This window comes from Pseudomonas sp. CBZ-4 (assembly GCF_000346755.1).
Taxonomy (GTDB): Bacteria; Pseudomonadota; Gammaproteobacteria; order Pseudomonadales; family Pseudomonadaceae; genus Aquipseudomonas.
The window spans coordinates 112,689-125,681 of the sequence record NZ_ANNV01000150.1 but is presented as its reverse complement, the minus strand read 5'-3'; the positions used below and the strand labels follow the sequence as shown (position 1 = coordinate 125,681).

General features: G+C 62.2%; 12 protein-coding genes. 4 read left to right on the top strand and 8 right to left on the bottom strand.

Annotation, left to right across the window (positions count from 1 at the left end; all coding sequences use genetic code 11):
• Positions 1 to 1,524 (bottom strand): fumarate hydratase, encoded by a 1,524-nt coding sequence (locus tag B348_RS0121240; RefSeq protein WP_016971118.1) that lies wholly within the window; start codon positions 1,522 to 1,524, stop codon positions 1 to 3.
• A gap of 215 nt (positions 1,525 to 1,739) precedes the next feature.
• Here B348_RS0121240 and B348_RS0121235 point away from each other — a divergent pair, with 215 nt between their 5' ends.
• Together B348_RS0121235 and B348_RS0121230 are read left to right on the top strand one after the other, a co-directional pair.
• Complete coding sequence (locus B348_RS0121235) at positions 1,740 to 2,672, top strand: iron-sulfur-binding ferredoxin reductase (protein WP_017738059.1); 933 nt, start codon at positions 1,740 to 1,742, stop codon at positions 2,670 to 2,672.
• 30 nt (positions 2,673 to 2,702) lie between these two features.
• Complete coding sequence (locus B348_RS0121230) at positions 2,703 to 3,452, top strand: enoyl-CoA hydratase-related protein (RefSeq protein WP_017738058.1); 750 nt, start codon at positions 2,703 to 2,705, stop codon at positions 3,450 to 3,452.
• 166 nt (positions 3,453 to 3,618) lie between these two features.
• Here B348_RS0121230 and pyk read toward each other — a convergent pair whose 3' ends face one another.
• A complete protein-coding gene (gene pyk / locus B348_RS0121225; RefSeq protein ID WP_017738057.1) occupies positions 3,619 to 5,070 on the bottom strand; it encodes a pyruvate kinase in 1,452 nt (483 codons plus the stop codon).
• A gap of 173 nt (positions 5,071 to 5,243) precedes the next feature.
• Between pyk and B348_RS0121220 the strand changes: the two genes are divergently transcribed.
• The gene (locus B348_RS0121220) at positions 5,244 to 5,618 is read left to right on the top strand and encodes a hypothetical protein (RefSeq protein ID WP_017738056.1); all 375 of its coding nucleotides are present in this window, start codon (positions 5,244 to 5,246) and stop codon (positions 5,616 to 5,618) included.
• Positions 5,619 to 5,843: 225 nt separating this feature from the next.
• A complete protein-coding gene (locus B348_RS0121215; RefSeq protein WP_017738055.1) occupies positions 5,844 to 6,203 on the top strand; it encodes a pilus assembly protein PilZ in 360 nt (119 codons plus the stop codon).
• Positions 6,204 to 6,262: 59 nt separating this feature from the next.
• Here the strand turns inward: B348_RS0121215 and B348_RS0121210 are convergent, their stop codons facing one another.
• From B348_RS0121210 to B348_RS0121185, 6 genes are read right to left on the bottom strand one after another with little or no spacing between them, the layout of a single operon-like run.
• Positions 6,263 to 7,594: a DUF58 domain-containing protein gene (locus B348_RS0121210; protein WP_017738054.1), complete on the bottom strand. Its 1,332-nt coding sequence runs from the start codon at positions 7,592 to 7,594 to the stop codon at positions 6,263 to 6,265.
• A gap of 7 nt (positions 7,595 to 7,601) precedes the next feature.
• Positions 7,602 to 8,597 (bottom strand): MoxR family ATPase, encoded by a 996-nt coding sequence (locus B348_RS0121205; protein ID WP_017738053.1) that lies wholly within the window; start codon positions 8,595 to 8,597, stop codon positions 7,602 to 7,604.
• Positions 8,594 to 9,751 carry a DUF4350 domain-containing protein gene (locus tag B348_RS0121200; protein WP_017738052.1) on the bottom strand — a complete coding sequence of 386 codons (1,158 nt, stop codon included), beginning with the start codon at positions 9,749 to 9,751 and terminating at the stop codon, positions 8,594 to 8,596. Before B348_RS0121200 ends, B348_RS0121205 begins: the two co-directional genes overlap by 4 nt.
• Positions 9,748 to 11,277 carry a DUF4129 domain-containing protein gene (locus B348_RS0121195; RefSeq protein ID WP_026136961.1) on the bottom strand — a complete coding sequence of 510 codons (1,530 nt, stop codon included), beginning with the start codon at positions 11,275 to 11,277 and terminating at the stop codon, positions 9,748 to 9,750. Before B348_RS0121195 ends, B348_RS0121200 begins: the two co-directional genes overlap by 4 nt.
• Positions 11,264 to 12,244: a stage II sporulation protein M gene (locus B348_RS0121190; protein WP_017738050.1), complete on the bottom strand. Its 981-nt coding sequence runs from the start codon at positions 12,242 to 12,244 to the stop codon at positions 11,264 to 11,266. The genes B348_RS0121195 and B348_RS0121190 overlap by 14 nt, the downstream gene beginning before the upstream one ends.
• Positions 12,241 to 12,933 (bottom strand): RDD family protein, encoded by a 693-nt coding sequence (locus B348_RS0121185; protein ID WP_026136960.1) that lies wholly within the window; start codon positions 12,931 to 12,933, stop codon positions 12,241 to 12,243. The genes B348_RS0121190 and B348_RS0121185 overlap by 4 nt, the downstream gene beginning before the upstream one ends.
• Positions 12,934 to 12,993 lie beyond the last annotated feature (60 nt).

Genomic DNA, 12,993 nt, shown 5'->3' with positions numbered 1-12,993 from the left:
TTACTGCACTTCTACCGCCAGGCTTTCACTGATCTTTTTCTGCCAGATGGCAGGACCGGTGATGTGTACGGATTCGCCCTTGCTGTCTACCGCAACGGTGACCGGCATGTCTTTCACGTCGAACTCGTAGATTGCTTCCATACCCAGTTCGGCGAACGCGACAACGCGGGACTTCTTGATGGCTTGCGCCACCAGGTAAGCGGCGCCGCCGACGGCCATCAGGTACACGGCCTTGTGGTCCTTGATCGCTTCGATGGCGGTAGGGCCGCGCTCGGATTTGCCGATCATGCCCAGCAGGCCGGTTTGCTCCAGGATCTGGCGGGTGAACTTGTCCATCCGCGTCGCGGTGGTCGGGCCTGCCGGGCCAACCACTTCTTCGCGCACCGGATCCACCGGGCCGACGTAGTAGATGAAGCGACCCTTGAGGTCCACCGGCAGGGTTTCGCCCTTGTTGAGCATCTCGACCATGCGCTTGTGCGCCGCGTCGCGACCGGTGAGCATCTTGCCGTTGAGCAACACGGTTTCACCCGGCTGCCAGCTCTGCACTTCTTCCGGGGTCAGGGTGTCGAGGTTGACGCGGCGGGCCGATGGGCCGGCTTCCCAGACGATTTCCGGGTAGGCGTCCAACGGTGGCGCTTCCAGCGACGCCGGGCCCGAACCGTCGAGCACAAAGTGCGCGTGACGGGTGGCGGCGCAGTTGGGGATCATGCACACCGGCAACGAAGCGGCGTGGGTCGGGTAGTCCATGATCTTCACGTCGAGCACGGTGGTCAGGCCACCCAGGCCCTGGGCGCCGATGCCCAGTTGGTTGACCTTCTCGAACAGCTCCAGGCGCATCTCTTCGATACGGTTCTGCGGGCCGCGCTTTTTCAGCTCGTGGATGTCGATGGATTCCATCAACACTTCCTTGGCCATCACCGCAGCTTTCTCGGCGGTACCGCCGATGCCGATGCCCAGCATGCCCGGTGGGCACCAGCCGGCGCCCATGGTTGGAACGGTCTTGAGCACCCAGTCAACGATCGAGTCGGACGGGTTGAGCATGGCCATTTTCGACTTGTTCTCGGAACCGCCGCCCTTGGCCGCCACGTCCACTTCCACGGTATTACCCGGGACGATGGAGTAGTGGATGACCGCCGGGGTGTTGTCCTTGGTGTTTTTACGCGCGCCTGCCGGGTCGGCCAGGATGGATGCACGCAGGACGTTTTCCGGCAGGTTGTAGGCGCGACGCACGCCTTCGTTGATCATGTCGTCCAGGCCCATGGTGGCGCCATCCCAACGCACGTCCATGCCCACGCGCACGAACACGGTAACGATACCGGTGTCCTGGCAGATCGGGCGATGGCCGGTGGCGCACATGCGCGAGTTGATCAGGATCTGGGCGATGGAATCACGGGCCGCTGGCGATTCTTCGCGCAGGTAGGCTTCGTGCATGGCCTGGATGAAATCAACCGGGTGGTAGTAGGAAATGAATTGCAGGGCGTCGGCAACGCTCTGAATCAGGTCGTCTTGCTTGATCACGGTCATGAGTCGCGCTCCTCTATAAGGGAACATTCAATAAAGGTGGCTCCAGTGTTGCATCGGTCGGCTGGAGCCACCTTTCCAAGGCACGCCAATGGTGCAGGCGCGACGCTAAAAAGGCGCGGCAGTATAACCCGGCGCGGTGGCCGATACACCCGACTATGGTCAAACTGTCGCAGGCATGATTCCCTGTGCCCATCCCCTGAGATTGAGACCTTTATATGCCTGAACTGCACGTCGGCGAACGCCACTGGTCGGTCGCCCCCGGCAGCAATCTGCTGGATGCGCTGAACCAGGCAGGTGTGGCCGTGCCCTACAGTTGCCGCGCGGGCAGTTGCCATGCGTGCCTGGTGCGCTGTGCCGGTGAGGTGTCTGACCGGCAGCCGGAGGCCCTGAGCCCGGCGCAACGTCAGGAGGGCTGGCGGTTGGCCTGTCAGTGCCAAATCAGTGGTGATCTGCGGGTTGAAACCTTTGACCCGGCGCGTGACGGCTTGGCGGCTGAAGTGGTGGGCGTCGATTGGTTGAACACGACGGTGCTGCGCCTGCGCCTGCAACCGGAGCGCGGCCTGCGTTATCGCGCCGGGCAACATCTGGTGCTGTGGGCGGGGCAGGTGGCGCGGCCGTATTCGCTGGCGAGCTTGCCCCAGGAAGAGCCGTTCCTGGAGTTTCACCTCGATTGCCGTCAGCCCGGTGAATTCAGTGATCGTGCCCGACAGTTGCAGGTTGGCGACGTTTTGCGCCTGGGTGAATTGCGTGGCGGCGCGTTGCAATACGATCCCGATTGGCAATCCCGGCCGTTGTGGCTGCTGGCGTCGGGTACAGGCTTGGGCCCATTGTGGGGGGTGTTGCGCGAGGCGTTGCGCCAGAATCACCAGGGCGCCATTCGCGTGATTCACCTGGCCCATGATGCGGATGGACATTATTTGGCCGAGCCCTTGGCCGCACTGGCTGCGCAGCATCCGAACCTGACGGTGGAGTTGTGGACGGCGGCGCAGGCGTCCCAGGCATTGGCGCAACTGCGGCTTGTTTCGCGGCAAACGCTGGCCTTACTCTGCGGGCACCCCGCCAACGTCGAGGCATTCTCCAAGCGCCTGTTCCTGGCGGGGCTGCCGCGCAATCAACTGCTGGCCGATGTGTTCCTGCCCCGTGGTTGAGCGCTGACTTCCAAGGCCGCGAGAATCGCCATGACCGACGCCATCCTGCAGTACCGCGAACGTGGGTTGCTGACCTTGCAACTCAATCGCCCCGACAAGAAAAACGCTCTGACCCGCGCGATGTACACGCAGTTGGCCGAGGCGTTTGAGCAGGCAGATGCGGATGATGCTATTCGTGCCGTGCTGATCCAGGGCAGCAGCGTGTGTTTTACCGCCGGCAACGACATCGGCGACTTTCTCGAACAACCGCCCGCCGACCTCGACAGCCCACCGTTTCACTTTATGCAAAGCCTGCTCAACTGTCGTAAACCGGTGGTCGCCGCAGTGGCGGGCGCGGCGGTGGGTATCGGCACTACGCTGTTGCTGCATTGCGATTTGGTCTACGTCAGTCGTGATGCGCGTTTGCGCATGCCGTTTGTCAACCTGGGACTGTGTCCGGAGTTTGGTTCCAGCCTGATCCTGCCGCGCTTGTTGGGGCATGCGAAGGCGGCTGAATTGTTGCTGTTGGGCGAAGGTTTCAGCGGCGAGCAGGCGGCCGCCTGGGGGATTGCCACCGAAGCGTTGGCCAGTGGTGAAGCGGCCTTGGCCAAGGCGCGGGAAATGGCCGCACGTTTTGAAGACCTGGCGCCGGGGGCGGTGCAGGTGACCAAGCAGCTGATGAAGCGTGTGGATCGCGAGCAGTTGCGGCAGGTGATCGAGGAAGAGGGGGCGTTGTTTACCCAGCGGTTACGGTCGCCGGAGGCGGTGGCGGCGTTGTCGGCCTTTGTCACTCGGCGGTAGAGGTGTGTTGGTTGGTCGGGCCTTATCGCGGGCAAGCCCGCTCCCACAGGGGATTGCGGTCAAACTGTGGGAGCGGGCTTGCCCGCGATGAGGCCCTCCAAGCCACACAAAAACCCAGGCATAAAAAAGCCCCGAACCAGTCGGGGCTTTTTCATTCAGCAGTCACTCAGACCTGCGGGTCGCCCACATGCAGGATCTTCATGCCATTGGTGCCGCCGGTGGTGTGGTAGCTGTCGCCCTTGGTCAGGATGACCCAGTCGCCTTTCTCCACGACGCCGCGCTTGACCAACTCGTCGATGGCTGCCTGGCTGACTTCATTCGGTGCCAGCGAAGCCGGATCGAACGGTACGGTGTACACGCCACGGAACATCGCCGCGCGAGCCTGGGCTTCGCGGTGTGGGGTGAACGCGTAGATCGGCACCGAGGAGCGGATGCGCGACATGATCAACGGCGTGTAGCCACTTTCGGTCAAGGCGATGATCGCCTTCACGCCCGGGAAGTGGTTGGCGGTGTACATGGCGGCCAGGGCGATGCTTTGGTCGCAGCTTTCGAACTCTTTGCCGATGCGGTGGCTGGAGGTCTTGCTGGTCGGGTGCTTTTCGGCGCCGACGCAGATACGCGCCATCGCTTGCACCGCTTCCAGCGGGTACGGGCCTGCAGCACTTTCCGCCGAAAGCATCACGGCGTCGGTGTAGTCGAGCACGGCGTTGGCCACGTCGGACACTTCGGCGCGGGTCGGCATCGGGTTCTGGATCATCGACTCCATCATCTGGGTCGCCACGATCACCGCTTTGTTGTGGCGGCGTGCGTGCAGGATGATCTTCTTCTGGATACCGATCAGCTCGGCGTCACCGATCTCCACACCCAGGTCGCCACGGGCAACCATCACGGCGTCGGAAGCCTTGATCAGGCCGTCGAGGGTCTCGTCATCGGCCACGGCTTCGGCGCGTTCGATCTTCGCCACCAGCCAGGCGGTACCGCCGGCTTCGTCGCGTAGTTTACGGGCGTATTCCATGTCGGCAGCGTCGCGCGGGAAGGACACGGCGAGGTAGTCCACTTCCATTTCGGCGGCGAGCTTGATGTCAGCCTTGTCTTTTTCAGTCAGGGCCGGTGCGGTCAGGCCACCGCCACGACGGTTGATGCCTTTGTGGTCCGACAGCGGGCCGCCGATGATCACGGTGCAGTTCAGTTCAGTCGGAGTGGCGGTGTCTACGCGCATCACGACGCGACCGTCGTCCAGCAGCAGTTCGTCGCCGACGCCGCAGTCCTTGACCAGGTCCGGGTAGTCGATACCCACGACTTGCTGGTTGCCTTCGGTCAGCGGGTGGCTGGTGGAGAAGGTGAACTGGTCACCGATCTTCAGCTCGATACGCTTGTTGGAAAATTTGGCGATTCGGATTTTCGGGCCTTGCAGGTCACCCAGCAGTGCCACGAAGCGGCCGTGCTTGGCGGCCAGGTCACGCACCAGCTTGGCGCGAGCCTTGTGCTCGTCCGGGGTGCCGTGGGAGAAGTTCAGACGGGCGACGTCCAAACCAGCCAGAATCAGCTGTTCGAGGACTTCCGGCGAGTTACTGGCCGGGCCAAGGGTGGCGACGATTTTGGTACGACGGACGGACATGCACAGACTCCTGAGTTCAAGCGCTGGGGAAGGCTACTATGCTCTTTCGTTGTAGTCATTGTTCGTTTGCACTACTTATCGACGATTGACTTGTTTTCGCGATGGCGGATTACGAACAACCTTGAAGATTTTGGGCGAGGGGTCGATACATTGCACAAGACAGGAGAACCCTCATGCGAATTTTGCTCATTGCTGCCCTGGCCGTCAGTGTTGTCGGCTGTACCCGCTGGTCGATGGACCACCATTTGAACAACGCCTACCGCGCCTATAAGGTCGGCGATTGCGAGCGTGTCACCCTGGAGTTGTCCCAGGTCGATCGCGAAAGCCGCACTCGGCGGTATGTGCAGCCAGAAGTCTCGATGTTGCGCGGGCAGTGCCTGGAACGGCAGAAATTGTTTGTCGATGCGGTGCAGACCTACCAATTCATCATCAATCAATACCCGTCGAGCGAGTACGCGTACCGTGCCCGCGCGCGGCTCGATACCCTGCAACAGCTGGGGCATTATCCCGGCGCAAGTACTGCACAGACACGTCCGGCGTCTTTGTGATGATATTCGTCATTTAATAGCTGGCCTGCTGCCAGTCTTGGGCTATTCTTTGAATGTTCGTTTGTACAAGTTTCTATTCGAACGGATGCGGGGCCCGGATTCGGCAGTTGTCCAGTGACAAACGCGGTGTTGTTGTCACGTCGAAATCCAGGGAGAGCGAGCGATATTGCTCGTTCCGAATCACTGGCACGGCCAAAGTCATGGCCACTGGATGGCGATCTCATCATGTTTACCGACCGACGGATCGAGCGGCATCAGTTACCTTGTTTCCTGCAAGTCTTTAATCGCCTTACCGACAAGCCCATTGGCTTTTTAGGTAATGTCTCGCAAGACGGGCTGATGCTGATCAGCCAGTTGCCCATGATGGTCGGCGTTGACTTCGAGTTGCGCTTGAAGATGCCAGGGCCTGACGCTTCCGTCCATGTGGTTGATCTCACTGCAACCTGCTTATGGAGCCGCGAAGATATCAACCCGCAGTACTACGATTCGGGTTTCAGCGTGTCCCCTGCGCCGTTGGAGTACGGGCAACTGATCAGCCTCCTGTCGCATTACTTCAGTTTTGACCACGTACAGGCTTCCGCCTAGAGCCAACGCGTCAATGGTGCGGTGAGGGGACTACCCCAGCCGTGCCCGTGTGCGTTGTTTCAAAATACCCCGGCTTTTTTCCAGCCCAGGTAGCGTGTCACCAGATCCGCTCCCAGTTCCGATGGCGACGTGTCCAGCACCGACAGACCGTGGGCGGTCAGCCGGTCGTGCAGTTCATCCCGGGTATTGAGGTAGTCGATGGTTCCGCTGTAAGCCAGGGCTTCGGGTAAGGTCTGCACCGGGGCCTGGCGCAGTTGATCGAGTACTTCCTCGCGCAAGCTCGCCACCAGCACCCGATGTTGGCGGCCGATACGTTTGACGGCACTCAGCAGCGTGTCATCGTCCTCATCCCTGAGGTTGGTCACCACGATCACCAATGCACGACGTTTCTGGCGAGCCAGCAGTTGGCTTGCCGCGGCCTCGTAGTCGGCCGTGCGTTGGCTCGTGTCCAGGTCGTACACCGTATTCAACAGCAGGTTCAACTGGCTGCTGCCCTTGACCGGCGCCAGGTAGCGCGGCCGCTCGCCGGCGAAGGTGCACAACCCCACTGCGTCACCCTGGCGCAAGGCAACATAGCTGAGCAGCAGGCAGGCGTTGAGCGCATGGTCGAAATGCGAGAGCTCGCCATCCTGGCTGCGCATGCGTCGGCCGCAATCGAGCATGAACACGATCTGCTGGTCGCGCTCGTCCTGGTATTCCCGGGCGATGGGCGTGCGTTGTCGGGCGGTTGCCTTCCAATCGATCTGGCGCAGGCTGTCGCCTTCGCGAAACTCGCGCAGTTGATGAAACTCCAGGCCTAATCCGCGTCGCTGGTGCTGGCGAACCCCCAGTTGGCTCAGCCAGTTATCCACCCCCAAGAGCTGCGCACCGTAGAGGCGGGCAAAGTCCGGGTAGACACGGGTGGCGTCACTGGCGTCGATAAACCGTCGTGCCGCCCAAAGCCCCAAGTGGCTTGGCAGGTGGACTTCGCAGCGACTGAAAGTGAAATGCCCACGGCGTAAGGGGCGTAGTCGATACACCAGCCCGCTGCGCTCGCCGGGACGCAACTCGATGGACTGGGGCATGTTCTCCACGCCCAGGCCGTCGGGGACGTGGTCGAATACGTGCACGCTCAGGGGCTGTGGGTAATCGTGCTCAAATGTTAGGTGTACCTCGCCCCAACGGCCCAGTGCCAGGCTGCCGGGCATCTGCCGTTGCACGCGCGGGGAAGGGCGCCGGCGCAGGCGGGCGGCATCCAGCATTGCCAGCAACAAAAGCGCCAGCAGCAGCCCCCAGGCGACTGAATGCAGGGCGTCGGGCACCTCGAGCTGCAATGCCGCGGCGGCGCCCAGCACGGTATTCAGGCCCAGCAGCACAGCAAGCCAGGCCAGCAGCAGGCGGGTTGGTTTCATGGGCGGCTCACTGCCGAGGGGCCGGGATCTGGTCGAGCATTTGCTTGAGCACCTGGTCCACGTCCAATCCATCGATGTCCAGTTCCGGGGCGATACGGACCCGGTGGCGCAATACGGCCAAGGCGCAACTCTTGATGTCATCCGGGGTGACGAATTCGCCGCCGCGCAACAGGGCCCTGGCCCGGGCACCGCGCACCAGGGCGATGGACGCACGCGGGCCGGCGCCAATGGTCAAGCCGGGCCAACTGCGGGTGGCGCGTGCCAGGCGCACGGCGTAGTCCAGGACTTGCTCGTCCAGGGCGAGTTCACTGGCGACCTGTTGGAGTTGCAGCACATCGTCGGCGTGCAGCACGGTGCGCAGGGGCTGTACGTCGAGCATGTCGGCCCGGGACGAGCGCGTGACTTCACGCACCATGTCCAGTTCCTGCTGGGCATCGGGGTAGTCCATGCGCACCTTCAGCATGAAGCGGTCCAGTTCGGCTTCGGGCAAGGGGTAGGTGCCTTCCTGTTCGATGGGGTTCTGGGTTGCCAGCACCATGAAGGGTTGGCCTATGGGCAATGCTTCCCCTTCCAGGGTGACTTGGCGCTCCTGCATGGCTTCGAGCAAGGCGGCCTGGGTCTTGGCTGGGGCACGGTTGATTTCGTCAGCCAGCAGCAAGTGGGTAAACAGTGGCCCTTTGCGCAGCTTGAACTGTTCGGTGTGCAGGTCGTACACGGCGTGGCCTGTAACATCGCTGGGCATCAGGTCCGGGGTGAACTGGATGCGCGCGAATTCACCGCCGAAACACCGCGCCAGGGCACGCACCAGCAAGGTCTTGCCCAGGCCGGGCACGCCTTCAAGCAGCACGTGACCGCCGGCTATCAGTGCCGTGAGCACGTCATCGATCACTTGATCCTGGCCAATCACTGCCTTGCGCAGTTCAACACGCAGGGCCTGTGCCTGTTGGCTTGCGAGGTGCAGGGCTTCGGTTGTCAGAGCCGGTGCCGGGGAATGTTCGCTCATAGGGCGTTCCTGAGAGTTTGCAGGCTTGCCACCTGCCGGCTGAAATCGGCACTGGAAAGCCGTTTTGCCGGAAGTGGGTCGAGGGCCTGACTGATGACGTGAGAAGGTTGGCGTGTCAGCTGTTCTAGGGCTTGTTGCTGTTCAGCCGTGTCGAGGTGTTCAAAACCTGGGTGGCGACGCCGGGCGGCGCGCAGTATGTCGCGCTGCAAGGCTTGCAACAGGGCACCCTGGCCACTGCGGCGCAGCAGGAAGTCGGCGCTGGCCTGCAAGTGTTCCAGCAATTGCCGGCGCGCCTTGGGCGCGGGGGCGCGTATCGGACCTTGCCGCATGCCGGCGTGCCATAGCGCCAGGGCGAGCAGTGCGACGAGTGCCACCAGGGCTTGGGGGAAATAGCGCAGCAACAAGGTGAAGAGGTCGTCCACGTCGCTGTTGAACAGCAAGGTCACAACGGTGCCTTGGTTGAGGTACCACAACAGCCAGGCGTTGTCGTGCTTGCCGATTGCCGGGTATTTCCACAGGTCGCTGTCGGTGATCACCGTCACATTGCCCTGCCCGAGCTTGACTTGCATCAGGTGGCTGGACTTCGCGCTGTTGGCGGAAAACTGCGCCAGGTGCTTGGGGTCGGTGAGGTTGAAGTCAGTGTCGAAGCTGAAATAGGCCGGGGCGGTTTCGTTGTCGACATAGAGTTTGGTCAGGTCGGGCGCCCGCTTTTTTCGGGCCTGGGCGGGCTCTTCAGGTTCGTCACTCAATGTCTGGCGCAGATGCAGGCGATCAAGCAGCAAGTCGCCGCTTTTGCCGCTTTCGTCGTCCCACAGTGCTTCGGCTACCAGCAGCAGGTGGCCGCCGGCCTTGGCCCACGCCAGGAGTTGTTCGACCTGGCGAGGCGACATGTTGCTGCGCTCCCCCAGTAACAATAGGCTGCTGCCCTTGGCGGGAAGGGTCTCCAGGCGCTCCAGGCCTTTGGCGTGTTGGACACTCAGGCCGTGCTGGCGCAGAAAGTGTTCCGCCGCCAGGTAAGGGTTGGCCCTGGCTTCTGGCGAGGGGCCGTGGTCGATGACTTCGTCGTAGGGGACCATCCGGCTCCAGAGGAAATAGCTCCCTGCCCCCAGCAGGCCCATGAGCAGCAGGCCGATCCACAGGAATGGCCGGTTCATTGGGTCGCTCCCGAGTTGAACAGGGTGCGCCAGTGACTGCACAGTTGCTGTTGAGCCTGGACCGGGGGAAGGCGATGGCCGTACGCAAGGTTTTGCCAGTGTCGAGTCAGCTCGTCGCTGAAGGCCAGCAGTTGCGGCTGCTGCAATCGCTGAATACGTTCCAGGACCTCGCCTTCGGTGTCCGCGCTCTTGAGTGGCAGGTTGAAGTCGTGCAACAGCCGGCTGAGCAGGCCGCGATAGAGCAGGCCAAGCGCTTCCCGTGGCTGCGTGGGCCAAAGTCGCTCAGCGGTGCTGGCGATATCGTCCGGCAGGGTTTCAACGCCCAGTTCCAGGCCGAACAGTTGCGTCGGCAGCGGCTTGCCGGTTTTGGGCTGGCGTGGCCGGCGCCGGGTGACAAAGGTGTGCAGCCAGTCGCGATAACGCCAGACCAACAGGGCAATGCCGCCTGCCAACAGGCTCCAAAGCAGTATCTCGACGCCCTCGGCAATGCGCTTGAAGGCATTGCTGTTGAGGTTGTCGAGCAATGCCTGCAACCAGGCAGGCAGTTTGCCGTCACCTTTGTGTTTGGCGCTTGCGGCGGGTTTTTCTTCGCCGAAGTGATAACGGGTGACGGTTTCCGGATTTTTGAAAGGGGGCTTTTCCAGCAATGCCTTGATCGACTGGCTGGCGGCTTGGGTGGTCACTGGTGTGGACGGCGGCGCATCATCGGCCATGGCATGTCGGCTGAACGGGGTTGATACCAGCACGATCATCAGCAACGCCAGCGGCGCCACGCTGCCCAGGCGTTGACGCAGGCGGCGGAACACCAGCTCCAGGTCCCAGGCTTCCAGAGCGGTGCGGCGATTGAGGTAAAGGCTGAAGCCGCATGCCACGTAGATAGGCTCCCAGAACACCAGGATCAGTGCGTAGAACCCATTGCCCAGGTGTTCCAGCCAGAGCGCCTCTGAACCGGTTGCCAATGCCAGCCGTCGCCAGTCCCAATCCAGTTCAAGTTGTTCGGGTATGAATAAATAAAACAGGGCCATGCAGCCAAGCCACAGGCCCATTTCCAGGTGCATCCCGATAAGAGTCAGCCAGCGCCCGGCCCCGGCGTTGCGTTGCTGCAATACGCCGAGGCGGCGTTGGCGGTCCTTGCCATCCAGGCCTTCGAGTTGGCTGACGGGCATTGCGAAGCTGCGGCTCAGGCTGAAGCGCCGCCAGGTCAGGCTGGCCAGCAATTGGCCTTTGAGCAGGTGCGGCCATTGGCGTACGGCTTGGCCGATACTGGGCGTTTCTGCAAATAAGGTTTTGGACAGGATATACAGCGGCAGACGCTCAAAGGCCGGCTTCAACCACCAGAACAGGAACATGACCATGGAGGGGTACTTCCACAGCAGTGCGGTCAGCAGCGCGAAAATCGGCAATGTCACCAACGCCCAACTGCCCATCAGCAGCCAGCGATGTTCCTGCGCCATGAGCACCCCAAGGTCCATGGCCTCCCTGGAGGTGCGAGGGCGAATCACCACGCTTGCATTACTCAGGCGCATGGCGAGTCCGTCCGGCAAAGATCAGGTAAGTGGCCACCAGCAGCCAGAGCAGGGCGCCCACGAGGTATTTGAGCCACGGCGCAATGCTGGTGGTGGAGGACCAGTAGGCTTCGATAAATGCAGCGATCAGGAGGAACACCATCACGCCGCAGAGCATCTGCACGCTTTGATGGGCCGCCAGCCTCAGGGATTCACCGCGGGTCAGTTGCCCGGGGGCGATCAACGCCCAGCCCAACTGCAGGCCGGCCGCGCCGGCCAGGGCGATGGCGCTGAGTTCAAAGGCACCATGACCGATCACGAATGACCAGAACGTCTGGCCGTAGCCGATTTCGGTGAGGTGCCCGGAGATTGCGCCGATGATCAGGCCGTTGAAAATCAAGAAGAACACACTGCCCAAACCCAGGAGCAAGCCCGCGGCAAAGGTCTGGAAGGCGATGCCTGTGTTGTGCATCACGTAGTAGCCAAACATCATCCAGTCTTCGCTGGACGCGCGCTCGGCGGCCCGCCCGAGGTGGCTGGCAGCAGGGTCATACATGCTTTGCATCTCGGCCACCTGCTGGGGGCTGACGATGCTGTAGATCAGGTCGGGAAACAGGAACACCAGCAGTGCTACGCCCACCAGACTGCCGAAGAACAGCAGGCTGGCGGCCAGCACAAAGCGCCACTGGGCGCGCACCAGGCGAGGGAAGTCCGCGAGTACGAAGCTCAATACCTTCGCCCCCAATTGGCTGCGATGGCGATACAACTGTTGATGGCCACGCAGGGCCAATTGCTGCAGCGGGTCCACCAGGTAACTGCTGTAGCCACGCTCCTGAGCCAGGGCGAGGTGTTGGCACAGGCGTCGATACTGATGGGGGAAGCCGGCCAGGTCACCGGCCTTGGCCTTGCCCTGCTCCAACTGTTCCAGCTGTGCGGCAAAAGCCTGCCATTGGGGCTGGTGGCGGTGTTCGAAAAGGCTCTGTTTCATGTCGGCCCCAATAGCCCACGGGCCACGCCGTTGAGTTGCTCGACGGCGCGGGCCGGAGACACTTGCAAGGGCGTCGCGAGGATGGAGGCGAGTTCGTGAACCCGCTCCGCGGACAGTTCGCCCTGGCGTTCGGCAAAGCCGAGAATGGCGCGCTGCTCGTCGAGGTCCAGGGCGAAAGGCAAGCGCAGGGCGGCGGCCTGGGGCACTTTGGGGCGTGGCAGGGGGCGTTCGTGGTAGATCACCAGGGTGCCGGCGGCCAGGTCGCCGAGCCGTTTGAAATGAGGGTGCTGCAGGCAACTGATGGCCCCGAGAAAATAACCGAAAGGCAGCATGTCGATAAAACGCAGCAGGTTGCGAATCAATGAGGCTGACCAACTGATGGGCGTGCCGTCGTCCTGTACGACACGCAAGCCCATCACCTGTTTACCTGGCGAGCAGCCCTGGTTGAGCACTTCGAACAGCACCATGTACCACCAGCTGACCAGGAACAGCAGCAGCGAACCGATGCCGATGCCGATGTTGCCGAGCAACGCCAGGGGGACGATGAGGATGCCCATGACCAGCCCGCGCAAGCCCAGGTCGAACGCAAAGGCCAATGCACGAGGCGCAAGACCGGCGGGGCGCAGCGGCAGGTCGATGCCCTCCGGGGTCTCGATCTGGTAACGGGTGTCCAATGGGGCTGATGGCATCGCGATCCTTGGCAGTGCTGTATGGCTGGCAGACACGGATGCTAGCAGTGTCGGCGCTGG